Below are 24391 nucleotides of genomic sequence, written 5' to 3' on the forward strand. Positions count from 1 at the left end.
TTTCCCATACTTACAACGCAGGCAGCCTCCATGAGGCTGCACGGACTTCCTTTTGCCTAAAAAACGAACATATTATGTGTGTAAAAATCAAACAATCACGCCCCACCACCATCATCTGGCTGTTGCTGTTGCTCTGGCAACTGATTGCCGGGAACGCCGTGGCGCAAAATCCGCGCCCTGCGGCCATCGGTATGATAAAAAATGAAAGCAATGAAAGCCTGCCCGGTGTGATGGTGAAAATGGAAGACGCAGATAATAAAGTATTAGCCAGCACTGTCACCAACGAAAAAGGCATTTTTACCTTTGCCAAACTCCCTGCGGGCGGTCCTTATCATTTCGTACTATCACAAATGGGTTACACCACGGATACGCTTCGCGGATATATGATCAACGACTCCAGTAAATTGTCCCTATCGGTTGTACTGAAAAAAAAAGTGGAAGAGTTAAGCCAGGTACTCGTTACAGCACTGGGCATTAAACGGGAAAAGAAAGCGCTGGGCTATTCTGTGGAAGAACTGGGTGGCAAGGAATTTAGCCGGGTAGCACAGGAAAACGTGCTCAACTCCATGTCCGGAAAAGTGGCAGGCGTAACTATTAACTCCACCGGTACCACAGGATCGTCTGTAAGTATGATCATACGCGGCGCTACCTCCCTCAGCAGCGATAACCAGCCACTGTTTGTAGTAGATGGCGTACCCGTAGCCAACACCGTGAATAACATCAGCCAGATCGGTAAAGATAATATGGTGGACTATGGCAATGCCATTTCCGATATCAACCCCGATAATATTGAAAGCGTGACTATCCTGAAAGGCCCCAGCGCCGCAGCATTGTACGGTTCACGCGCTGCCAACGGCGTAGTGCTCATCACCACCAAAACAGGCAAAAAAGTAAATAAGGTAACAGTGGATGCGTATATAAACTCCGTATTCGACATTCCCTACAAATACCTGAACTGGCAAACGAAGTTTGGCTCCGGTCAACTCGCAGGCATTCCTTTTTCACGCAGCGGTAACCTGCTCACCAATCCCTTTGGCACCATTATCCAGGAAAATGTAGACGGCACCTTTGGCGCCGAGCTGGATATGGGTTATGAAGAAGTGCAGTGGAACAGTCCCCTCGATGCAAACGGCAAAAAAATACCTATGCCGCTGGTATCACATAAAAACAATGTGAAGAATTTTGTCAACACCGGCGTCACTACTATTGCCGGCGCTTCGGTAGCCAACAACAACGATAAGATCTCCTATCGCGTTTCTTATGCGAACATGTCGAACAAAGGGATCATCCCGAATACCGATCTCTATAAAAATACGTTGAGCCTGAACTCCGGTTTGCAGGTGAACGCAAAGCTCAGCTTAAGTACCAACATCGACTTCAGCCGCAACAACTCCAACAACCGCGCTGCCGGCGACCGTGGCGCCAACCCGCTGCAGGCCGTATACAGCATCTCCCCGCACATTGATGTACGCGACCTGGCCGACTACTGGATGCCGGGCCAGGAAGGGCTACAACAGCGTACCCAATACAACGGCGTATTCAATAATCCTTACTTCCTCGCGTATGAAGTAAAGAACGGGTTTGTGCGGGACCGGCTGTTTGGTAATATCCGGGCCGACTGGAAAATACTGCCATCCCTTACTTTCATGGCCCGGTATGCACTGGATACCTACGGCGAAAAAAGAGAAACCAAAATATCCAACAGTTACCTGAATAATCCCGGTGGCGCTTATGGTATCATCAACATCGATAACTACGAGCGCAACATGGATGTGCTGCTCACTTATAAAAAAGCCATCCATCATTTCGACGTGTCCGTTTCTGCCGGTGGCAATATGCGCTACCAGACAGGCAGTAACGTTAACACCTCCACTAAAGACGGTACCGGCCTTAATACGCCCGGCGTGTATACCATTCAGAATATTTCTCCCGCAAACCTCAACTACTATAGCAACACCTTTGAAAAAGGCGTGAACAGTATTTATGGTATGTTGAACGTAGGATATAAAGGGATGGCCTATCTTGATGTAACCGGCCGTACTGACTGGTCCAGCACGCTCCCCGATGCAGCCTCCTACTTTTATCCGTCGGCCTCACTGAGTGTACTCCTGAATGAAATGGCGCATATTACCTCTTCCAATATCAACATGATCAAGTTAAGAGGCGGCGCTGCGCAGGTGGGTAACGATGCTTCGCCATACCAGTTGGTAGCTACGTTAGGCAGCGTGGGCGCCTGGGGAAATATACCGAGGCTCACCACTTTCGGCACCTTGCTGAATCCTTTCCTGAAGCCCGAAATCGCCACTTCGTATGAAGGCGGGGTTGATATCAACCTGTTTCAGAACCGCCTGCACTTTTCCGGCACTTACTATATTGTTGAAAACAAAAACCAGATCTTCAGTCCTAAAACACCTCCTTCTTCAGGCTACTCTTCCCGCAGCATCAACGCCGGTTTGCTCAGGAGCAGGGGCATTGAATTAACGCTTGGCGGCACACCTGTGCAAACAAGAAACTGGAGATGGGATGTGAACTTTAACTTCACCCGCAACAGAACCCGTATCATTTCCCTGCCGGATGATATGCCCTACTATACCCTTTGGGAAGAAGGGAAAGGCGGCGCCTGGACCTATGTGGGAGAAGATATCGGCGACATCTACGATGCACAGCTGGTAACGGTTACAGACAAATCGTCCCCCTACTATGGCTACCCGATATTGGATAACACCGGTAAATGGCAAAGTATAGATGCAATCAATACAAAAAATAAAATCGGCAATTTTAACCCTGATTTTGTCATGGGTTTTCAAACATCCGTCTCTTATAAAAACTTTACACTAAACATGACCTTCGACTGGAGGAATGGCGGTGATTTTGTATCGCAAACCTATCGTTATGGAGAAGAACATGGCAACTCACAACTGTTCCTCGACAAGCTCACGGACCCAGGTAATATGAAAGGCCAGGAACTGCGCGACTACCTGGTAAGCCACCAGGATCAGCTGGTGATCCCCTCCGGCAACAACTTCCCGCTGGTGGGTGGTCCTACGCCGGAATACAACAGCTTTCCTTTTACTTATGGTCCGTATGTGCTGCCTTATGGCGGCGTATTTATTCCGGGTGTAAGGGCAAAAGGATACGACAGCAACGGTAACCCTACCGGCTATCTCGAAAATCTTGGTAATGATGGCACCCTCACGCTTCCTTATGCCGGCAGTACCGCCTGGTCATTTACAAGAGCGTTTTTATTCCCTGCATCGTACCTGAAGCTGAGAGAAGTATCGCTTACTTATGAACTGCCGCAGCGAATGATCAGTACCGCAAGGTTACAACGCGCCAGCTTCTCTGTATACAGCAGGAATATTATCCTGTGGACAGCCGCAAAGATCGGCATCGATCCGGAAAATGCCTATCAGCCTTCTACCGCCGTACAGGGCTCTGGTATGCAGTTCAAGCAGGGTATTGAAAGATACAATGTTACCCCCTGGGCTATTCCGGTGGGCGCAAAACTGAATGTCACCTTTTAAGTGTTCCTTTAATTCTGATATATGAAAACAGTGCGTAAATCTATTATACTCAGTATCGGGTTGCTTTGTTTATCCGTTGCGTCCTGTAAAAAGGACCTGATCAACATGAACGAAAATCCCAACGGCGCCAATCCTGCTACCATCAACCCCAACCTGGTATTGTCCACGGTGCTTACCACCACAGGGTTCCAGCTGGTATTCCTGGGCTACCAGGATATGGCAGGGGTGATGCAGCATACACAAAAAGATGGCTGGACCGGCACTCACAACGAATACGACTGGTCCGGTTCCAACAGCTGGACCGACTATTACGATGTACTGAGAAACAACCAGCTGGTATATAAGCGTGGAGTAGAATTGAACAGTGAACTGCACCAGGGCGTAGCGCTGGTGATGAAGTCGCTGCTCTTTGGCCTGATCACGGATCTCTGGGGCGATGCGCCTTACACCTACGCCCTGCAGGGAGAAAATGGCACACCCGAAACCACGCTGCCGGTATTTGATCCGCAGCAAACTATTTACACCGGCATCCTCGCTGATCTTGAAAAAGCAAACACCCTCCTTTCAAAGCCTAAAAGCGCCTATTCCAACCCTATTGACGCCGTGGATGTGTATTACCAGGGCGACCCGGTGAAATGGCGTAAAATGGCCAATTCCCTCGCATTACGGTATTATGTGCGCCTGTCTGAGAAACTACCGGCCATTGCAAAAGCCGGTATTGAAAAAATAGTAGCCGATCCCGCGCAATATCCGCTTATCCTCAACATCGATGGCTCCGAAGATGCCACCATGTCGTTCCCCGGCAATAGCAATGCGGATTCCTGGCCAATGAATGTGGCGTACGATACCGACAGCAGCAACTACCGCCGGTTAAAAATGTGCAGCACGTTTGTAAATGCCCTGCAATCAAAACACGATCCCAGGCTGGGCGTATGGGCCAGTAAAGTGCAGTGTTTTTTATTGGTAGATGATACCAAACCAGCCGGCACCGGCAACGTTTATAAAGCCACCGACACGGTGATAGCAGGAGAACCCCGGAAGGTAAGATACATTTCACCGGACGTGCTGGCCTCCAAAGGACTTACCGTGAATGATATAAACCAGGACGAAAATTATGTGGGACTTCCCCCGGCTATCTCCGGTCCGGCGGTATATAACCTCAGTCCCGATGCCAGCCAGGCATCAAGGAACCCGCATGTTTCCTGGCTCAACGATATCTATAAACAACCCAAAGGACCGTTGTTGAAGTCGAGGATCATTTCCGCATCGGAAGTACATTTTATTCTTGCAGAAGCAGCTGCCGTAAAAGGATGGGCCGCCGGTGATGCAGAAGCGCATTACAACGCGGGCGTTCAGGCATCGCTCAATGTTTGGGGAGTAGCCGGCAGCGCTGCCGCTTATCTCGCGCAGCCTTCCGTAAAATTCAATCATACGCAGGAACAGATCATTATACAGAAATGGATCGCCAGCTGGACTGCCGCCACCGAAGCCTGGGCCGATTATAAAAGGACAGGCTACCCCGTATTGCAGGCCGGCCCGTATGCAAAAGGCCCCGTAGTGCCGGTACGCCTGTACTATATGCTGGAAGAACGCAACCTGAATAAAGCAAACATGGAAGCAGCCGCAGGCCGGCTGGAAGTAACCACCTACTCGTCTTTTGGCGCCAATGGCACCAAAAACAGTCCGTGGTCGAAACCCTGGATCATCCAGGGCACCGGAAAACCCTGGTAATTTCTTATATTTCATCAACCCTTAAAACAATTTATCCGGATATGAAGCAACTTCTTTTAAATGCTGCCACTGCATTTGTACTCCTGCTAAGCCAGGCGAACACCTTTGCGCAGCAAACCGTAACACCCGCCAACGCGCTGAAAAGCTACCTGAACAACGGAGATACTTCGTTGAAATGGGAACTGAAGGATTCTTTCAACGTTACTAACGGCAAAGGCTATAACGTACTCCTTACTTCGCAGAAATGGCGGGAATACACCTGGACGCACCAGCTCACTATTTTTGTGCCCGACGAAATTAAATACGACGGCGCATTGCTGTTTATTACCGGCGGCTCCGTGAAAGAAGGACTGCCTAACTGGAACGGACCTACGGATGAACTGTACCAGCAAATGGGGAAAGTTGCCGCAGTGAATCATGCTATAACGGCCGTATTACGGCAAACCCCCAACCAGCCCCTCTTTGGTAAGCTAACAGAAGATGCGCTGATCTCCTACACCCTTCACCAGTTTAAAAAAGATGGCGACTACAACTGGCCGCTGTTGTTTCCAATGGTAAAAAGTGCCGTAAGAGCAATGGATGTGATCCAGGAATTTGCCGGCCGGCAACTGAACCGTAAAGTGAATGGCTTTGTGGTATCCGGCGCTTCCAAACGCGGCTGGACCACCTGGCTCACCGGCGCCAACGACAACCGTGTGGTAGCCATTGCACCAATGGTCATCGATGTGCTGAATATGCCTGTAAGCCTGGATTACCAGATCAAAACATGGAAGGAATATAGTGTGCAGATAGAAGATTACGTGAAACTGGGCATTCCCCAAACGGCTCATACCACCGAGGGCATGGCTATCAACACCATGATTGATCCTTATTCATACAGGAGCAGCCTGTCTATCCCCAAAATGATTTTCATGGGCACCAACGATGAATACTGGGTAGTAGATAATGTCAAGAATTACATCGACAGCATTCCCGGTAAAAATTTAATCAACTACGTACCTAATGCCGGTCATAACCTCGGTGATAAAGTACAGGCTTTCCAGGGACTCAGCGCTTTCTTCGGGATGACGCTGAGCAAGCAGTCGTACCCCGATTGCAGCTGGACAACCCGCACGCATAGCGGTAAAGTACAACTTACCGCCAAAGCCACCTCCAACCGCTTACTGGATGTAATCCTGTGGTCGGCCAACTCTTCGGACCTGGACTTCCGCAATGATAAATGGGAATCCAAAAGCCTGGGGCTGGCGCATCAGTCGAAAGTAAAAGTAACCACCACCCTGCCTCCTAACGGCTACCGTGCCTTTTACGTTGACCTGAAGTACCAGAACGCCACCGGCGGTACCTACACCGTTAGTACACGTGTATTCGTTACCGATACTAAAGCCATCCTTTGATGAAGTCACCGTTATTACTGGCGGCTACCTGCTGCCTCGCCATTACCGCTTTCGCCCAAACGCTACCGGCTACACGAAATAAATTTGTAGTGGTGGCGCATCGTGGCAACCATGTAAGCGTACCCGAAAATACCGTGGCCGCCATAGAAGAAACCATCCGCTGCGGCGCCGACTACGCCGAGCTGGATCTCCGCACCACCAAAGACGGACAACTCATACTCATGCACAATGCCACCGTAGATAAAATGACGAATGGCACCGGTAATGTAACAGACCTCACGCTGGCGGATATCAAAAAACTACAGGTACACAGTACCGATGGAAAAGTATACCGCGTGCCCACCTTTGCAGAAGCATTGCAGGCATGCAAAGGTAAACTGAACATCTACCTCGATTTCAAAGCCGCCGATGTCCCTGAAACCTGGAAACAACTACAGGCCTCCGGCATGGAAAAACAGGTGGTAGTATATCTCAATGAAAAAGATCAATACAAAGCCTGGAAAAAAACAGCGCCGGAAGCACCGCTGATGGCCAGTCTCCCGGAAGAAATAAAAACGCCGGAGCAACTGGAATTCTTCCTGAAAAATATTCGTATAGCCATACTCGATAATATTACCGACCCGGCAATGCTGGCGGTTACCCGTAAATATAACACCGCAGTATGGCTGGATGTGCAATCGCCAGATGAAGGCCCCTCCAGCTGGCAGACAGCCATGAACAAAGGAATCCAGGGCGTACAAACGGACCACCCCGCAGCGCTGATCAGTTATCTCCAGGCTCATCATCTCCGGGATGGCATCGCGGCCGGCAACGCAATCACAGCAGCGACGCCCACTTACCGCACCTTACGCAACGTGTCCTATGGCGACGCCGGGGATGATAACACACTGGATGCCTACATGCCGGACAACCACAAAGCCGGTACTAAGATCATTGTGTACCTGCATGGCGGCGGCTGGACGGGTGGCGACAAAAAAGAACTGCCAAAAGAACTCATCGACGAACTGGTTGGACGATTGCATTATGGCGTAGTATCCATGAACTACCGCCTCATCCGCGATGGTAAAGACCGCTACCCTGCCCAACTTGAAGATGTACGCAAGGCATTGGAATTTATATCTTCCAAATCCCAAAAACTACAATTCGATGGCAGCCAGTTTGCCCTCATGGGCGGCAGCGCCGGCGGTTACCTGGCTTTGCAATATGCTTATGCAATGGATAGTTTGCGCCAGGTAAAAACCGTGGTAGACCTCTGGGGTCCCACCGATTTCACCGACAAGAAAGTACGGCAGGAAAATAAAGACGCCGATGAAAAGGTAGCCCGCTTACTCGGCGAGCCCGACCCCGCTGCTAAAATTGCTGCTGATGCCAGCCCTTATTACCGGCTTACAAAAGAAAGCGGCGTACCCACTATTTTATTTCATGGCGGTGAAGATCCGCTGGTGCATGTAAGTCAGGCAGTGAAGCTGCACGACAAACTCATTGCACTCGGCATCCCCACGCAGCTGGAATTATACCCACAGGAAAAACATGGTGTTGGCGGCACTGCCGCGATAGACGTATTCTCCAGGCTGGTTACCTGGCTGAAGCAGTACTATCCTGCGGAGTAAAAAAACAATATCTGGTCAGCGGTAGTCTTTTCCCTCAAAAGGCTGCCGCTGATTTTTTTTGAAAGAATGTTACCTTCGCGCTTATTCTACAGAAATTATGGCTGCACCTTTCAGAAGTATATCACTACCCATTCATCAGCAACTATCACTGGAAGAAAACCCGGCAGGCATCACCACTTTAACAAACGGTGGATATCTCCTCAATTTCAGTGCGCGCCCGGAAGTGATCCTGCTGGATGCTTCGCTGCAGGTAGTGTGGCGTAAAGACCTCCAGGCACAAACCACGCATTATGTTACCTGCGAAACGGCTGTCTCCCCGGATGGCAAACTGATAGCGCTTTCGGGCGAAACGGCAGTAAGGATAACGGATAACAGCGGCCAGCTGCTGTGGCAATACGGGCATGCATCCTGGTATCATTTCCTGGGCTCCGGCTGCTTCTTTTCCGCGGATACACAATATATGTGGTTTGTATCTCCCGGCGATCAGGACACTTTGCATATGCTCCGCCTCTCTGATTTTGCGATAATAAATAGCCACCCGCTGAAAGCCAACCAGGAATGCAGTTATATTTTTCATGCTACACCGGATAAAGAAAAGTTTCTCATCGAAACGCCTGCTGGTCAGGATGACATCACATTGTATCTTGTTCAATTCAGCAATGATAAAATGGGAATGGAAGAATTGGTGCAGTGCAACGACAGCGTGGCAGGCAATTTTTCTCCCGATGGAAAAGCATTTGTTACAGGACCACACTACGAGGAAGCCATACAATTGTTCTCCTTTCCCGGCATGGAAAAAACAGCGGAGCTATCGCAGGAAGAACTGTTCAATATCAACGACCGCTACAAGGCCGCCGAGGATCCTGACAATGTAGATTTCACGGTATTGTTTATTAATAACGATACTTTAGTGGCCTTTACCCGCTTTGGAAGATTACTGCTGATCGACCGGCACTCCTTCACCTGCTTTGGAGAGCTGTTACCGGAGGGCTGCGATATCAGGGCCTATGATGCGGACGGAAGCCCCACCACTAACCCCGCAGCTATTGTTGATTACGGCGGGGATATTGTAACCGTACGTTTAAATAAACGGGGCCAACTGGTGGTTACGCATAGTGCTGGCGAGATCAGGGTGTATGAACTGCCGGAGATAAAAAAAGAAGGAATATAAATTATCAAATGCCGGGGAAGTTCTTCAGATTCCTGGCGAATACCTTTGAATTTTCTTTACTGTCTGATACGGCCCATACAGCCATTGCATATAAAACAGGTTTTAAGTTAGCGCCTGTTTTTGTTAAGCTGTAGGTAACATGTGGCGGTACTACGGGTTTGGCTATACGTGCTACCAGGTTATCCGCTTCCAGCTGTTTGAGATGCTGGATCAGCATTTTTTCGGTGATAGCGGGAATCGCCTTTCTCAGGTCGCTGTAGCGTTTACTGCCCGACAGCAACTGGAATAGGATAATGGGTTTCCAGTATCCGCCTATCTTCTCCATTACATAAGTAACAGGGCATTCGTTAAATGCCGCCTGCTTGTTTGCCTGTATTACAGAGGTTTCTTTTACTTTGGTCATGATACATACTATAGGGTAAGTACTTGTACAAAAGTAAGTACAAATTTACTTTTGTGCAAGCATTACATAAACAGGTAAAATTATGAAAATTACACTTACAGGATCTTTAGGAAATATCAGTTTGCCGCTGGCGCAGCAGTTAATCAGTAAAGGGCATAGCGTTACAGTGGTGAGTCACAGCCCGGACCGGGCAAACGCCATAACAGCCATACAAGCCATTCCCGCAATTGGATCTGTAGACGATCCCGGCTTTATGCGCGAAGTCTTTAAAGGCGCCGATGCCGTATACACTATGATACCGCCCGGTTTCCAGGCTACCGATATCAGGCAGTATATGCGGTCGGTGGGTGATGGCTATGCCAGCGCTATCGCTGACAACGGCGTAAAGTATGTGGTAAATCTCAGCAGCGTGGGTGCACATCTGCCCGATGGCCCTGGTCCTGCCGGCGCTAATCACTATGTAGAAACGAGGCTGAACGAACTAACGGATACGCATGTACTCCATCTTCGTCCTGGTATGTTTTATACCAATTTCTTTGGCAGTATCCCCCTGATAAAACAACAACGTATCATCGGCAATAACTTTGATGCTGCCGTAAACATGGTGCTTACGCATCCCCGCGATATTGCCGCTGTTGCTGCGGAAGCGCTGGATACCTTATCATTCACGGGAAAGCATATACGTTATATAGGCCATGAAATAACCGGTGGCGAAGTAGCCGCTGTACTGGGCAAAGCGATTGGCCAGCCGGACCTTGCCTGGACCGGTTTCTCTGACAACGACCTGCTATATGGTATGATGCAGAACGGACTAACGGAGCAAATGGCCAAAGTATATGTAATAGAAATAGGAGTAGCATTAAGAGAAGGCAGCCTGCTCGATAGTTACCGGGAACACAAGGATAGTGCAGCCGGCAGCATTCATTCCTTCCATCATTTTGCGGAGGAGTTTGCGGCTGTTTACCTGCAGGGCGCTGAATAAAAAAACGGGGCGCATCAATGCGCCCCTGTAATTATTTTAGTACTCCGCTTCCGCGAGTACCGGATCTCCTATTACTTTCATAAACAACTCTTCGTTCAGCAAATCCTTCACTGATTTAATAATAAAATCAGGCGAATAGCCAAAATGTGCGAGGTCGCTTTCATGTGTTACACCTGATAAGGTGAGCACCGTGGTAAAGCCCATAGAGCCCGCACCGAGGATATCCGTTCCCATTGTATCGCCTATCATCACGGTTTCGTCAGTTGTGAGTTGCAATGTCTTGCGTGCCATGCGCATCATTACCGGGCTGGGTTTCCCCACACTAAAGGCTTTGATGCCGCTGGCAAATTCCAGCATCGCTACCAGTGCGCCGCAACCTGCCCTGTATTTGCCATCGCCCATCGGGCAGTTAGGATCGAGATTAGTGGCGATCAATTTCGCGCCTTTCATGATCATGTTGATCGCTTTATCAACGGATTCCAGCATGATAGTTCTTCCTTCTCCTATAATCACATAATCCGGCTGATCATCTACAATAGAATAGCCGGCATTGTAAAGCTCTGTCAGCAAACCGCCTTCGCCGATTACATAGGCGGTACCATTTTCTTTTTTGGACGCCAGGTATCTTGCGGTAGCCATTGCACAGGTAAAAATATCCGTATCGTTTACCTTAAAGCCCATCTTGTTCAGCTTATAACATACATCCCTGCTGGTTCTTTGGCTATTGTTGGTAAGGAACAGGAAAGGAAAGCCTTTGTCTCTGAGACCATTAATAAATTCTACAGCACCGGGAATTGGTTCGCTGCCTTTGTAGATTACGCCATCCATGTCGATTAAAAATCCCTTTTTTTTCATAGCAATCAGCTGTTTGTTAATGAACTGGTTTGTGATTCAATAAAATTCATGGAATGAATAAAGGCAGGAAGCGGTATAGTCGCAGTGAAGCATCCGTAGAATTGGATACCTTCCCCTAAAGATAATAAAATAAATTAAAAACTTTTCCCTTTTTATATGCTGTTTCATTATTAATGAGACTTTAGTATCACGGAAGTGATATCTTTATATCTAAAATCAAATTTTAAAAACCGCATGGCCAAATTATCATTGGACGGAGGCAGGATTGCGCAGAAATTAAAAACACGGGAAACGCTGATAGCAGTGGCCAACACCCTCCTGTTACAGGGAAAGGACATCAGCGTGGAACTGGTAGCCAAAGAAGCCGGGATCTCCAAAGCTACGGCCTACCGCTATTTCACAGGAACGGAAGTATTAAGAAGAGAGGCTTCACTCCAGCTCAAAGCCAAAACAAGCGACGACTTATTTGCCAACATCCCCGAAAAGGATCTGAAAACGCGGGTCAATAAACTGATCGATTATCATTTTGAACTCTTTACAAAAAATGAAACGGAATTCAGATTGTTCCTCAGTTCTGTGATATCGGAATCCATTCATCCAAAAAGTGGTTACTCCAGAGCGGGCCGGCGTATTGTACTGATAGAAGAAGCGCTGAAGCCATTGCGAAAAACTACTGATCCCGCAACCTTTAAGCACACGGTAAACGCGTTGAGTATATTTTTCGGGATAGAATCTATTACAGTGTTGAAAGACCTGTGTAAACTGGATAATGAAGCGATATTGGAAACCTGGCGCTGGTCGGTACACCGGATTGTTTTTGGGTAAAAAGGATCAGTACATTCATCTTCCCTTATCCATTTGCATCAGCCATTTACGCCAATCTGCCGCCACTTTGTCCCAATTAAAAATGTCATAGTTTATTGTTCCATCTGCAGTTACCGGGAAATAATTGTGTTCTGTTCCCGGGTAAACGCGGAAACTAAAGTTCTTCTTTTTCTGTCGGATCATTTCTACCCGTAAATACGCATCAAATGGAGCTATAGCATCTTTTGAACCATACGAAACCAACACCGGGATCTTTAATTTTTCAAGATATTCCATAGGTGGCACTGAAAACTGGTACGTTGCTTTATAGGTATCATTGTTGTTGCCATCCATTTGCTCCGGATCATTTACTACCTTCTGCCAATGATCCATATTCTCTGCTGTTAAGTCAGCGGAATCCTTCTCCAGCAACCTATTGCGCTCAATAATGGTCATAATCCGTCCCAGGGGATTCCCGCCGGAATAGATCAGTGCCGTAACGGCGTTGGTTTCTAACGCTACCTTAGCAGCGATAGTGCTTCCTTCGGAGTGCCCCGCTATTACCAGCCTGTCTTTTGAGACCCAGTTTTGCTTTCGCAAAAACCGGATTACTTCTTTATTTCTTTCAACATAATAATCCAGGAGATTCCGTTCTACGTATGACCGCGGAAAATGACCCATACTGTCTTTAAAAGTAAAATCATCAGACAGTCTCTGCTGATCAACCTTCAAAGGAACTCCCGGCTTATTGATAACCACCAGGTGATATTCATCTGTTAACACATCGGGATTGAAAACAAATACATTCCCCAGCTCCTTTTTCCCGCCTCTTTCATAGGTAATCATAAGTGGAATTGGCAAACTTCCCTGGCAGAAAAGAAATACCGGTTTTCTTTTTTCCTCGTCTCCCTCCTTTGATTTTACCAGTATGTCCACGGTGTCGCCCTTATATAAGGTCTGAAGATGTCGATACCCAAATAACTTTTCGCTTCCATTCTGCGCCTGAAGTGCTACCGGGAAAATAATTAAAAGCCAGCATGCTGATTTCATTGTAAAAAGTGTGATGTTAAACATTCCCCTCCTGCCGCTTCTCCGCGGCAATCACCAGCAAAGTTACAATAAGTATAAAACTATCTATAGATCTTCACTACCGCATGCGCGGGGAATATAACGGCTACAGCTATACGTAATATCAGTAAAGATTGGCAGCCGGCCGTTTACGGATAAAAAGAAAACCCATCAGGCCGCCCATAAAACCCAGTCCTGCGGATAACCGCATGATACTTCCATAAGCCGCAATAAACCCATCTTTATATACTTTACGGATGGCATGATGATGTGCGCTGTCAATATCCGCAGGCACGGAGGCATTTCCCAGGTTCACGGTTTGCGCTACTACCGCTTCCTGCTGTGCGCTATTCAACGGCAACTCACGGACTTCCCGCTGCACTGCTCCCGAAAAGAATAATACTGCCAGCGCACCAAAAATAGCATTGGCAAAAACACCGGCAATACGGGTAATGGCATTGTTTACACCGGAGGCAGTGCCGGATAAATGATCGCTCACCGAACCCATTACAGCAGCAGTTAACGGCGCCACGGTGATAGACATGCCCAATCCCAAACCTACCATTCCGGGAAAAAAAGTAGTCCAGTAATCGGCGGCGCCCTGCGTTTGTTTTACAAAGGATAGCAACAGCAAACCGCTGCCGGCAACACACGGACCAGCCACCAGGAATAAACGGGGACCGTATTTATCAGCAAGACTCCCCGCAAAACGCGCAATGATGATCATTAATACCGTAAAGGGTAAAAAGGTAAGCCCGGACTGAAGCTGGGTGTAACCCTGTACCTGCACCATGTCCAGCGAAAGGAACAACATCCCGGCGCCAAGACCTGCATACAAAAAGAAGGTCAGCAGGTTTGTACCGGTGAAAGTTAAATTCTTAAACAGGTGTACCGGCAGCATAGGGTGACGGCTTTTATTTTCTACCACTATAAAAACAATCAACAATATTACGCCGCCTGCAATGGTACCGTATACTTCCGGATCATGGAACCCCAGCGACGGCATCCACAGAAATCCAAAAGTGAGCAGGGCCAGCCCTGCTGCAGTAAGCACCGCACCCGGATAGTCCAGCCGCTGAACCCCTTCCATATCCCTGCTCTCCCTTACTTTCAATGCCAGGAACACCAGGGCGGCCACGCCAATAGGCACGTTGATGAAAAAGATATACCGCCACAGCCCGGCATCCGCAAGCGCACCGCCAAGTATAGGGCCGCCCATTGTCACCAGCGTAGTGATGGCCGACCAGGTGCCTATAGCCTTCCCTCTTTCATTTTCATTGATGGAAGAAGTAATTAAAGAGAGGCTTCCGGGAATCATCAGCGCGCCGCCGATACCCTGTATCATCCGGAAAATGATCAGCAGCGTGGCAGTGCCGGCAAACCCACAGGCGGCAGAACCCAGGATGAATACAAAGATGCCGGCCATAAAAACTTTTTTGCGGCCCAGCCTGTCGCCCAGTGTGCCACCTATCAATATGAGCGAAGCCAGCATGAGCAGGTAGGCGTTTAATACCCAGAACAAGTCTGCCGCAGAAGCGTTCAGGTTATGTTGCAGGGCAGGCAACACCACGTTCAATGCGGTGCCATCTATAAAAGCCATAGCAGAAGCGAGAATGGTGGCTACCATCACCCATCTGCCTTCGGAACTACGGAGTGCTACGGTTGTCATGATAATGATTAACGTTCAACTGCTTAAAATGTTCCCTTCATTACCTGTCCATTTCCGGACACGCCGGTTGCACAAGCGGACATTTAACATGATAATAAGAATCATAACGTTATCAATATCAGTACTTGTTATTGTTGGCATATTTTTCATTCTTTAGCGGTCAATCCCACAACTTCCAGTTATGTACAAAAGTTATATAAAAATAGCCTGGAGAAATCTGCTCCGCAACAAAGTGTATGCCGCCATCAATGTGATTGGCCTGGCGCTTGGCATCAGCGCCTGCCTGGTGATTTTTCTCAGTGTTCATTTTGAACTGAGTTATGATAACTTTCACCCCGGCAAAGAAAGCATTTACCGGGTTGTATCGCAGCTCAATTCTCCGGAACGCGGCATCAGTAAAATGTCCCGTGTGCCGGATTCGGCACCGGAGGCTTTATCCAATAAATTTGCAGGCGTTCAAACGCTGGCGGCTATTCATCCTATTTATCCCAAAGTCTCTGTTTCCGGCAGTAACGGCGTGGTGAAGAAGTTTGAAAGCGGCAATAAACCCGATGTGGTGATCGCTTACCCTGAATACTTCAGCGTGTTTCAATATACCTGGCTGGCCGGTAAGCCTGCCACTGCTTTACAGGAACCTTTCAAAGTAGTATTAACCGCCGGCAAAGCAGCTAAATACTTCGGCGAACTGCCTGCAGAAAAATACCTCGGGAAAATTGTTACCTATAACGACTCTATCCCGTTAACTGTAGCTGGTATTGTGAAAGACCTTCCGCAAAACAGTGATTTCCTCTTCAACGATTTTATCTCCTTTGCCTCGGTAAAGAACAGCCCGTTCGAAAATGAATTCGGGTTCGGCCAGTGGGGCATGTTCGGCGGCACACAGGCATATGTAAAACTAAACCCCGGCGCTGATACGGTACTGCTGAACCGGCAGCTGGCGGCCTTTGCAAACGAACGGGTATTGGGGCAAGCCGGTGTAAGCAAAGCCTTTCATCTGCAACCATTAGCGGACATCCATTTTAACAGCGACTATTCGGATGAATTCGGACATAAAGCACATCTGCCTACCATGTACGGCCTCATGGCCATCGCGTTATTTATACTGATCATTGCAGCCATCAACTTCATAAATCTCTCCACTGCCCAATCAGTGGAGCGCTCTAAAGAAATAGGGATCAGGAAAGTGCTGGGAAGCAACAAACGGAGCCTGGTGATATATTTCCTTACGGAAACATTCCTCCTTACAACATCTGCGGTGTTATTGTCGCTTTTAACGGTAAAGCCTTTACTGGAAATTTTCGGTTCGTTTATGCCTGAAGGTGTGTCGCTGCATTTATTCAGCTGGCCTACCCTCCTTTTCCTGTTGCTCATCACCCTGTTTACCACGTTGCTGTCCGGCTTATACCCGGCCAAAATATTGTCTTCGTTTAAACCGGTACAAAGTCTCAAAGGCAGCACCGGGCTGAAAGGAAACCAACGGGGATATCTTCGTATAGGCCTGGTCGTTTTCCAGTTTACCATCTCCCTGGTATTTATTATTGGCTCCCTGGTGATCAATAACCAGATCAGGTATATGCTGAACAAAGATCTTGGATTTACGAAAGATGCGATTATCACCTTTGATACTAACCGCGCATATGCCAAAACCCTTCCCCGTGTATTAGCGGAGAAGATCCGGTTGCTGCCGCAGGTGGAAATGGTCAGCTTAAGCCAGGGCCCTCCTTCCGACAAAGGCCACTGGGGCACAGATCTTAAATACACAGACAAAACCGAACTGCGCGCAAATTGCCACCTCGAATTCGGCGATGAAAACTATCTGCCCCTGTACCAGTTAAAGCTGGTAGCCGGTAGAAACCTGCACTCTTCAGATACCATCAGCGAAGTACTGATCAATGAAACCTGCGCCAAAGCACTGGGATTTAAAAACCCGGCAGATGCGGTCGGTAAATTTGTAGAGTCGGGTATGAGTGACGGGCCATCCCGGAAAATTATACCCGTTGTTGGCGTATTGGCCGACTTTCATTCCGCTACACTCCGTGATCAGATCAAGCCGGTTTTCATCACTTCTTCCCTGGAGATCTGCCGGTTTGTAAATGTGAAGCTGTCGCTGGCCGGTTATACCGGCGAACAACTGCAGCGTACCATTGCTGGCATCAGGAAAGCATATGCTTCGGTATACCCCGACGAAAAATTCGACTACCATTTTTATGACGATACCATCCGTAAATTTTACGAACGGGAACGACAAATGGAACAGCTGATGAACACCGGCATGACCATCGCCATTGTTATCTCCTGTCTTGGTTTATTTGGCCTCGCCGCCTTTACTGCCCGCCAGCGTACCAAAGAAATCGGTATCCGGAAAGTGCTGGGCGCCAGCGTGGGTAATATTGCGGCCCTGCTGAGCAAGGACTTCCTCCGGTACGTTTTCATTGCCGCCGTGCTGGCTGCGCCCATTGCCTGGTATGCCATGCACAAGTGGCTGCAGGGCTTTGCCTACAGCGCGCCTATCTCCTGGTGGATATTTGTACTGGCAGGCATCATTGCTATGTTCATTGCACTGGTAACAGTAAGCTTCCAATCGGTAAAAGCAGCCCTCGCCAACCCCGTGAAAAGCTTAAAGGCAGAATAGTCATGTTATCTTTACATGATCATTTCAGATAAAAAAGCCGGTTGACAGATAACCGGCTTTTTTACCAATTATTCCGATAGATCGACCATCTTTATTTATCTTCATTGTCCGATCTTTGCAAAGATGTCAGGCACTCGATGAAAAAGACGATCTTATCAGTATTGGTTTACTGCGGCATAATAGGCACACCCTGGAATGATCTGAGAGCACAGGCTTCCACTGAAAATACGCGGTTATTCCGCTTTTACGAAGATAACGACTTCATTAACCTGAATGGTAATGGAACGGACCAGGCATATACCAATGGTACCCGGTTCGATTTGTTTTATACCAGGCAGCATCCTCCGCATGCCCTTCCCGACCGCTGGATGCCAAAAGCCGGCAAAGAAAGCATCAATACCTATGGCTGGGGATTTATGCAGGTGATGTTTACCCCCCAGGACCTCCGGAAAGTGGTGCCCGTACCGGGCGACTTTGCCTATGCCGGCGGATTGTTTATCACGCATACCCTCCACTCTTCCAATCCCGTTCGTAAATACAACCTCCAAACGGAATGGTTTGCCGGTGTAATGGGCCCCTGGGCGCTGGCAAAAGAAACACAAACCATTGCCCACCGCATTCTCGGCTATACAAGACCCCGTGGATGGCGTAACCAGATCGGGAACAAACTGCTCCTGAATCTCAATTTCACCGCAGAAAAACAACTAGCAGCGTATAAAAAGATAGCAGAAGTAACCGCAGGCGGTCAGTTATACACCGGCACCATGCTGAATGGTTTCGCCGTGTATTCCCTGATCAGGATCGGCAAAATGTTTCCTTACTATAACGGGTATATTTCCCAATACGCCACCACAAAGCGCTGGCAGCTCTACGCCACCATCCGGCCCAGTGTGGAACTGATGTTCACCAACGCACTCGTGAAAGGCGTAGCTCCCCCGGAAGATCCCCAACAACCACCCAAACCAGGCAACCACCCAACATTTGCCAGTAATAAACTGTTAACAGGTATAGACTTCGGACTGGTGGCTGTATACGGGAAAGTAGGTTTCTCTCTCACCCAGCGAACCATGTCGCCCGTGATCAACGGATTATCACATCACGAAGTAGGCAATATTTCTTTTTATCTTGCATGGTAAACGGGCAACCGACTTTTTGACCAATATTGCCGACTTATTAACCTTTGAAGGCAACTCAGATCAATGAAACTTTGCACTATGAACCAGGGACGGGGCGAGATATACAAACACGCGGAATTTATGCGTGAAAATGGATTTCCGGAGTTGCCGTACAACTTTGGTATCTCCATCTTTAATGATATGAGCCTGGCTGATTTTAATAATATAAGAACAAACTTCAGGTCAGATTTCACTACCATTCTATTGGTAAAAAAAGGAAAAATCAAAGGCTCCTTAAACCGCGAGGAGCATACAATGGGCCCCAACAGCCTGTTGCTGGCATCACCCAGCAGCAACAAAAAAATGATCTCCATTGATAAAACAGCTGTGGTTTCTGTGGTGAGTTTTACACTGGATTTCCTGGTGGCCATTGGAATGCCTCCTGCAAAAATGGAGCTGTATGATTACTTCACTACCAGGTATTCACCGCACTGGCAGCTTAGTAAAGAAGATGCGCATATCATATCGGAACACCTTAACCAACTGGCCATCCGCTCCGATAACCTGCTGCAGAAAGCGCCTTTTGCAAAAGAATTACTGCATCATACTTTTTTCCTGCTGCTTTATGAACTGGCAGCGCTGAGCAAAAAATACCAACAACACAAAACGTCCAATATTTCAAGAAAGGAAAGCCTGGTAATCAGCTTTACCAACCTGGTACAGCTACAGTTCAGGCACCAGCGCAACCTGCAGCAATATGCAGAACAGTTATTTGTAACGCCTAAATACCTGACAGAAACCGTTAAAGAAATGACAGGTAAAAATGCGGGAGAAGTGATCGACGATTTTGTGATGCTGGAAGCCAAACTCCTGCTCGATGATCCTAAACTCAGCATCTCACAGGTAGCAGAGCTGCTGCATTTCAGCGACCAGTCTTTCTTTGGTAAATTCTTCAAACGACATACGGGCTACTCCCCTAAAGAGTTCCGCTCAATTCATCAATAAAGATTATTGTTACGACTAACAGTGTAACAGTTGTAGGTTTAAGGTACAGGCCGGGATACTCTTACCCGGCCTCTTTTTTTCGTATACCCATTACCGTATGTAGTTAAAAACAAACCGACTTTCAGACCATATTACCCGATTTATGAACCTTTTTCCGCGCTGCCATCTCCCCTAATTTTGTGCACACAATACTTGTATTTCATCATAGTAATAAAATCCGTTTATGTCAACGACGTTTAAACCAGTTTCCTTTTTTATCATGGCGGCAGCACTTACCGCCTGTGGCAGCAATGAAATAAAACAACCGCAGCAATCTCCCGTGAAAGTGAACGTGTTCAAAGTTCAGAAAAGTGATATCGCCCGGGAGCTGGTTTACTCCGGTACCATAGAACCTGATAATACCGCGGAGATAGGATTTGCAGTGCCAGGCGTGGTAAATAATATTACTGTGGAAGAAGGACAGCTGGTGAAACAGGGACAGTTACTGGCATCGCTCGACGCCACCGAATACAGCAATGCACTCGCCATTGCCAACGCATCACTCGACCAGGCAGAAGATCTGTATGGCCGTTTGAATGCACTCTACGAAAAAGGTAGCTTACCTGCGAAAGATTATATCGACATAAAAACAAAACTGGCGCAAGCCAAAGCCAATAAACTGATCAGCGCCAAACATATCGCCGACAGCCGTCTTTATGCGCCCATCACCGGCATCATTACCGCCCGGAAAATTGAAAGAGGCAGCGCAGCCGCTCCCGGCGTTCCGGCTTTTACCATCATTAAAACAGATATGGTGTACGCAAAAGTAACCGTACCTGAAAGTGAAGTAGGCGCATTGAAACAAGGCGCCGGCGCAATGGTATTTATCCCCACGCTGAACGACAGCACCGCCGGGAAGGTCACCATCATCAACCCCCAGGCCGATGCTACCTCCCGTACTTACAGCGTCAAAATAAAACTGAACAATCAACACGGGCAGCTCCTTCCCGGTATGCTGGCCACCATTAAAATGAATACCGGCAGCACCGTGAATGCACTCACCATTCCGGCCACCGCAGTAGTAAGGGATGCGGACGATATCACCTACGTGTTTATCACCAACGCGCAAAACAAAGCCGTACGCAAACGTATCACCGTAGGCGCCCTCACCGGCAAAAATGAAGTAGTGGTAACAACCGGATTAAATGGCGGCGAACTGGTAGTTACCGCAGGACATTCCAACCTGAAAGACGGTACCGCCATCAGCCTGTAGCATTAAACAATTTTTACTTAGTCCGACAATCCTGGAAGAATGAAAAAAAGAAAGATCAGCTTCATTGAAGCTGCCATGCGATATAAACAGGTGACCATCGTGGTAACGGCATTGCTGCTCCTGCTGGGTACCTACTCACTGCTTAATATGCCGCGGTCCGAGAACCCGAAGATAGATATGCCCGTAGCAATGGTATACGCATTTTACCCCGGCGCAGACGAAGTACAAATGGAAAAACAGGTAACCAATAAAATAGAACAATACCTGTTTTCCTTTGAAGAAGTAAATAAAGCGAAAACCAAATCACAAACAAAAGACGGACAGGTTTTCATCACCGTGGAATTACACACCAGTATCAAAGACCGGAAAAAATTCTGGAGCACCCTGCAACACGGCCTCAATACCGTAGCCAGGCAAACGCTTCCCTCCGGTGTAATTGGCCCTGTAGTAAACAGTAATTTTGGAGATGTAACCGCACAAATCATTACGGTATCCTCTGATCAACGCAGTTATGCCGAGATAGAAAAATACCTGGATAAAATAGAAGACGGGCTCAAAATCATTCCGGAAGTGTCCAAAATAAACAGGTCCGGCGGCCAGAAGCAACAACTATATGTTACCATCGATGATCAGAAGATGCAGCAGTATGGTTTTGACCTGTCAACTATTATCCGCACCCTGCAAATGCAGAACGTTACCGGCTATTCAGGAGAAATGACTATCAGCTCCAATACCTTCCCGGTATTTACCAACAGCCAGTATAAAACCGAAGCAGACATCGCATCGCAGATTATTTACACCACGCCGCAGGGCACAGTAGTGCGATTGAAAGACGTAGCGAAAATTGAACGCCGCTTTGAAGAACCCTCTTCGTTTATCCGTATAGGTGACGACCAGGTGATGATGCTCGCTATTGAAATGCAGCCCGGCAACAACATCGTGCAGTTCGGTCATATTGTACAGGATAAACTGAAAGGAATCCAGCAGGATTTTCCGGAAGATGTAAAAATAACCACCATCGTAAACCAGCCGGAAGTAGTGGATGAAAGCATCCGTCACTTTATGAAGGAGTTTGGTTTGGCCATTGCCTCCGTTATCATAGTAGTGATGCTGCTGTTGCCCGTACGCGTGGCAGCTGTATCCTCTCTTGCAGCGCCTATCTCCATCCTGATTACGTTTGGCCTGATCAATATCATGGGCATAGAACTGCACCAGGTAACCCTCGCTGCGCTGATCATTGTATTGGGAATGGTGGTAGATAATGCGATTGTAGTGGTAGACAATTATATTGAGAAGCTGGATGAAGACATCACGCCGTGGACCGCTGCCTGGCAGGCAGCCAAACAGTTGTCGCTCCCCATTTTCACCGCAACACTGGCTATCATCTTCGCCTTCGCGCCCCTGGCGTTGTTCATGAACGGCATCTCCAAAGATTTCATCGCCGCCCTGCCGGTAACCATTGCAGTAGCATTGATCACCTCAATGGCGGTAGCCTTACTGTTAACGCCATACACCTGTTATGTATTTATCAAGAAAGGGCTGAAGCATAAAGTAAGTACCACCAAAGAAAGAAAAAGCCTGCTGGATCGTTTACAGAATACCTTTAACAAAGGCATTGAACTGGCCTTCCGCTTCCCGAAAACAACCGTGGGCATTGCCGCAGGCGCCATCGTACTGTCACTGGTACTGGCAGGAAAAGTGAAACAGGAGTTCTTTCCGCTGAGTGAAAGCAAACAATTCAACGCCGAAATATGGATGGCCAACGGCACCTCCCTGGAAGAAACAGAACGGGTGGTAAAGCTCGTGGAACAGGAACTGCAAAAAGACAAGCGCGTAACCAGCATCGCCAGCTTTGTAGGCACCAGCTCTCCCCGGTTCAACGTTACCTATGCACCGGAGATGCCCCGCAGGAACTTCGCCCAGGTATTTATCACCACTTCCGGCAATGATGCTACCAACGACCTCGTAAAGGAATACCTGCCAAAGTTTGAAGGATTTGTACCTAACGGCTATATCCGCCTGAGGCAACTGAGCATGCAGGAAGGATCTCCGCTGGCCGTGCGCATCATCGGCGAAGATCTGCATGATCAGAAACGCGTTGCCGCACAGGTAACAGAAATCCTCCGGCATACGCACGGCGCCAACTGGGTACGCTCCGACTATGAAGACGATTACCTCGGCGTAAGCCTCAAAATAAAAGAAGATGCCGCCGCCAGGCTGGGCGTTTCCAACCAGCTGATCACACAAACCATCGGCGCCGGCCTGAAAGGCTTTGCCGTGTCCCAGATCTGGGAGGGAGATAAACCCGTAGACATCTTCCTCCGGCTGGATGCCAATAACAGGAAAGAATTCAGTGACCTCAGCAATCTTCATCTCATCAGCATGTATGGCAGCAAGGTGCCGTTGAAAGAAGTAGCGGAACTCACGCCTTCGTGGCATACGGGCGTAATAGCCCACAGGAATGGCATCCGTACCCTCACGGTGCTGTCTGAAGCGCAAATGGGCGTAATGGCCTCCGAAATACTGAAGAAAGCGCAACCTGAAATTGAGAAGTTGCAGCTGCCGCCGGGCATCAGTATACAATATGGCGGCGATGCGGAATCGTCCGGCGAAAATGCCCCGGGCATGGGCTTGGCATTGGGCACCAGCCTGATCCTGATCCTGCTTACATTGCTGTTCCAGTTTAAAACCTTCGGAAAAACGCTCATCATCCTGGCCACTTTCCCGCTCAGTTTACTGGGCGCCTTCCTCGGCCTGTATATAACCGGTAATCCAATGGGCATGACCGCCTTCATGGGTATCATCAGCCTGATAGGTATCGTGGTGCGTAATGGTATTATCCTGGTCGACTATGCCGATGAACTGATACGGGACCACGGCTATACGATAAAAGCCGCGGCACTCGGCGCAGCCAAACGGCGTATGCGTCCCATCTTCCTCACATCGGCGGCAGCAGCCATTGGCGTGTTACCCATGATCATCGGGAAATCGCCGCTGTGGGCGCCGCTGGGCAGCGTACTGGCGTCGGGGTTAATTGTATCGATGGTACTTACCCTGTTTGTGATTCCCGTGCTTTACTACCTTTTTGTAAGACCCGCACCGGAAACGGCGGAAGCGCCTGATGCTGCCGTGGAAATCATGTATAAACCGACGCATTAATTTATCCATACTGCCAT

At 48.3% G+C, this 24391-nt stretch carries 16 protein-coding genes; 12 read left to right on the forward strand and 4 right to left on the reverse strand.

Features of this window, described 5'->3' with window-relative positions; all coding sequences use genetic code 11:
- Positions 1-74 precede the first annotated feature (74 nt).
- From ACMXI2_RS14760 to ACMXI2_RS14780, 5 genes are all read left to right on the forward strand, one after another.
- The gene (locus ACMXI2_RS14760; protein ID WP_483782328.1) at positions 75-3524 is read left to right on the forward strand and encodes a SusC/RagA family TonB-linked outer membrane protein; all 3450 of its coding nucleotides are present in this window, start codon (positions 75-77) and stop codon (positions 3522-3524) included.
- Positions 3525-3545: 21 nt separating this feature from the next.
- Positions 3546-5255, forward strand: a complete 1710-nt coding sequence (locus ACMXI2_RS14765; RefSeq protein ID WP_483782329.1) for a SusD/RagB family nutrient-binding outer membrane lipoprotein — start codon at positions 3546-3548, stop codon at positions 5253-5255.
- Between the two features lie 41 nt (positions 5256-5296).
- Positions 5297-6649 (forward strand): PhoPQ-activated pathogenicity-related family protein, encoded by a 1353-nt coding sequence (locus ACMXI2_RS14770; protein WP_483782330.1) that lies wholly within the window; start codon positions 5297-5299, stop codon positions 6647-6649.
- Positions 6649-8259, forward strand: a complete 1611-nt coding sequence (locus ACMXI2_RS14775) for a glycerophosphodiester phosphodiesterase family protein (RefSeq protein WP_483782331.1) — start codon at positions 6649-6651, stop codon at positions 8257-8259. The genes ACMXI2_RS14770 and ACMXI2_RS14775 overlap by 1 nt, the downstream gene beginning before the upstream one ends.
- Positions 8260-8356: 97 nt before the next feature.
- Positions 8357-9430: a hypothetical protein gene (locus tag ACMXI2_RS14780; protein WP_483782332.1), complete on the forward strand. Its 1074-nt coding sequence runs from the start codon at positions 8357-8359 to the stop codon at positions 9428-9430.
- A gap of 4 nt (positions 9431-9434) precedes the next feature.
- On the opposite strand, the gene ACMXI2_RS14785 is transcribed toward ACMXI2_RS14780, so the two are convergent.
- Positions 9435-9833: a winged helix-turn-helix transcriptional regulator gene (locus tag ACMXI2_RS14785; RefSeq protein WP_483782333.1), complete on the reverse strand. Its 399-nt coding sequence runs from the start codon at positions 9831-9833 to the stop codon at positions 9435-9437.
- Positions 9834-9915: 82 nt separating this feature from the next.
- Between ACMXI2_RS14785 and ACMXI2_RS14790 the strand changes: the two genes are divergently transcribed.
- Positions 9916-10815: an NmrA family NAD(P)-binding protein gene (locus ACMXI2_RS14790; protein ID WP_483782334.1), complete on the forward strand. Its 900-nt coding sequence runs from the start codon at positions 9916-9918 to the stop codon at positions 10813-10815.
- Positions 10816-10851: 36 nt separating this feature from the next.
- On the opposite strand, the gene ACMXI2_RS14795 is transcribed toward ACMXI2_RS14790, so the two are convergent.
- Complete coding sequence (locus ACMXI2_RS14795) at positions 10852-11670, reverse strand: HAD-IIA family hydrolase (RefSeq protein WP_483782335.1); 819 nt, start codon at positions 11668-11670, stop codon at positions 10852-10854.
- 234 nt (positions 11671-11904) lie between these two features.
- Here ACMXI2_RS14795 and ACMXI2_RS14800 point away from each other — a divergent pair, with 234 nt between their 5' ends.
- On the forward strand, positions 11905-12495 hold the full coding sequence (locus ACMXI2_RS14800; RefSeq protein ID WP_483782336.1) for a TetR/AcrR family transcriptional regulator: 591 nt from the start codon (positions 11905-11907) through the stop codon (positions 12493-12495).
- A 15-nt stretch (positions 12496-12510) separates the two neighbouring features.
- On the opposite strand, the gene ACMXI2_RS14805 is transcribed toward ACMXI2_RS14800, so the two are convergent.
- Positions 12511-13524, reverse strand: coding sequence for an alpha/beta hydrolase family protein (locus tag ACMXI2_RS14805; RefSeq protein ID WP_483782337.1), 1014 nt, complete (start codon positions 13522-13524; stop codon positions 12511-12513).
- A gap of 142 nt (positions 13525-13666) precedes the next feature.
- Entirely contained in the window at positions 13667-15211 is a 1545-nt protein-coding gene (locus ACMXI2_RS14810; RefSeq protein ID WP_483782338.1) for an MFS transporter, read from the reverse strand.
- A 181-nt stretch (positions 15212-15392) separates the two neighbouring features.
- Here ACMXI2_RS14810 and ACMXI2_RS14815 point away from each other — a divergent pair, with 181 nt between their 5' ends.
- The 5 genes from ACMXI2_RS14815 (at position 15393) to ACMXI2_RS14835 (ending at position 24374) form a co-directional block, all read left to right on the forward strand.
- Entirely contained in the window at positions 15393-17843 is a 2451-nt protein-coding gene (locus ACMXI2_RS14815) for an ABC transporter permease (protein ID WP_483782339.1), read from the forward strand.
- A 137-nt stretch (positions 17844-17980) separates the two neighbouring features.
- On the forward strand, positions 17981-18979 hold the full coding sequence (locus ACMXI2_RS14820; protein WP_483782340.1) for a lipid A-modifier LpxR family protein: 999 nt from the start codon (positions 17981-17983) through the stop codon (positions 18977-18979).
- Between the two features lie 78 nt (positions 18980-19057).
- Positions 19058-19963, forward strand: a complete 906-nt coding sequence (locus tag ACMXI2_RS14825; RefSeq protein ID WP_483782341.1) for a helix-turn-helix domain-containing protein — start codon at positions 19058-19060, stop codon at positions 19961-19963.
- 223 nt (positions 19964-20186) lie between these two features.
- Positions 20187-21215 carry an efflux RND transporter periplasmic adaptor subunit gene (locus ACMXI2_RS14830; RefSeq protein ID WP_483782342.1) on the forward strand — a complete coding sequence of 343 codons (1029 nt, stop codon included), beginning with the start codon at positions 20187-20189 and terminating at the stop codon, positions 21213-21215.
- Between the two features lie 39 nt (positions 21216-21254).
- Positions 21255-24374: an efflux RND transporter permease subunit gene (locus ACMXI2_RS14835; protein ID WP_483782343.1), complete on the forward strand. Its 3120-nt coding sequence runs from the start codon at positions 21255-21257 to the stop codon at positions 24372-24374.
- The last annotated feature ends 17 nt before the right edge of the window (positions 24375-24391 follow it).

It is taken from the genome of Chitinophaga sp. G7 BAM 1005, assembly GCF_057126945.1.

What these genes read in the sequence shown, in the direction of transcription:
- ACMXI2_RS14760 (WP_483782328.1), top strand. Translation starts at nt 75, where the DNA reads ATGTGTGTAAAAATCAAACAATCACGCCCCACCACCATCATCTGGCTG.
- ACMXI2_RS14765 (WP_483782329.1), top strand. Translation starts at nt 3,546, where the DNA reads ATGAAAACAGTGCGTAAATCTATTATACTCAGTATCGGGTTGCTTTGT.
- ACMXI2_RS14770 (WP_483782330.1), top strand. Translation starts at nt 5,297, where the DNA reads ATGAAGCAACTTCTTTTAAATGCTGCCACTGCATTTGTACTCCTGCTA.
- ACMXI2_RS14775 (WP_483782331.1), top strand. Translation starts at nt 6,649, where the DNA reads ATGAAGTCACCGTTATTACTGGCGGCTACCTGCTGCCTCGCCATTACC.
- ACMXI2_RS14780 (WP_483782332.1), top strand. Translation starts at nt 8,357, where the DNA reads ATGGCTGCACCTTTCAGAAGTATATCACTACCCATTCATCAGCAACTA.
- ACMXI2_RS14785 (WP_483782333.1), bottom strand. Translation starts at nt 9,833, where the DNA reads ATGACCAAAGTAAAAGAAACCTCTGTAATACAGGCAAACAAGCAGGCG.
- ACMXI2_RS14790 (WP_483782334.1), top strand. Translation starts at nt 9,916, where the DNA reads ATGAAAATTACACTTACAGGATCTTTAGGAAATATCAGTTTGCCGCTG.
- ACMXI2_RS14795 (WP_483782335.1), bottom strand. Translation starts at nt 11,670, where the DNA reads ATGAAAAAAAAGGGATTTTTAATCGACATGGATGGCGTAATCTACAAA.
- ACMXI2_RS14800 (WP_483782336.1), top strand. Translation starts at nt 11,905, where the DNA reads ATGGCCAAATTATCATTGGACGGAGGCAGGATTGCGCAGAAATTAAAA.
- ACMXI2_RS14805 (WP_483782337.1), bottom strand. Translation starts at nt 13,524, where the DNA reads ATGAAATCAGCATGCTGGCTTTTAATTATTTTCCCGGTAGCACTTCAG.
- ACMXI2_RS14810 (WP_483782338.1), bottom strand. Translation starts at nt 15,211, where the DNA reads ATGACAACCGTAGCACTCCGTAGTTCCGAAGGCAGATGGGTGATGGTA.
- ACMXI2_RS14815 (WP_483782339.1), top strand. Translation starts at nt 15,393, where the DNA reads ATGTACAAAAGTTATATAAAAATAGCCTGGAGAAATCTGCTCCGCAAC.
- ACMXI2_RS14820 (WP_483782340.1), top strand. Translation starts at nt 17,981, where the DNA reads ATGAAAAAGACGATCTTATCAGTATTGGTTTACTGCGGCATAATAGGC.
- ACMXI2_RS14825 (WP_483782341.1), top strand. Translation starts at nt 19,058, where the DNA reads ATGAACCAGGGACGGGGCGAGATATACAAACACGCGGAATTTATGCGT.
- ACMXI2_RS14830 (WP_483782342.1), top strand. Translation starts at nt 20,187, where the DNA reads ATGTCAACGACGTTTAAACCAGTTTCCTTTTTTATCATGGCGGCAGCA.
- ACMXI2_RS14835 (WP_483782343.1), top strand. Translation starts at nt 21,255, where the DNA reads ATGAAAAAAAGAAAGATCAGCTTCATTGAAGCTGCCATGCGATATAAA.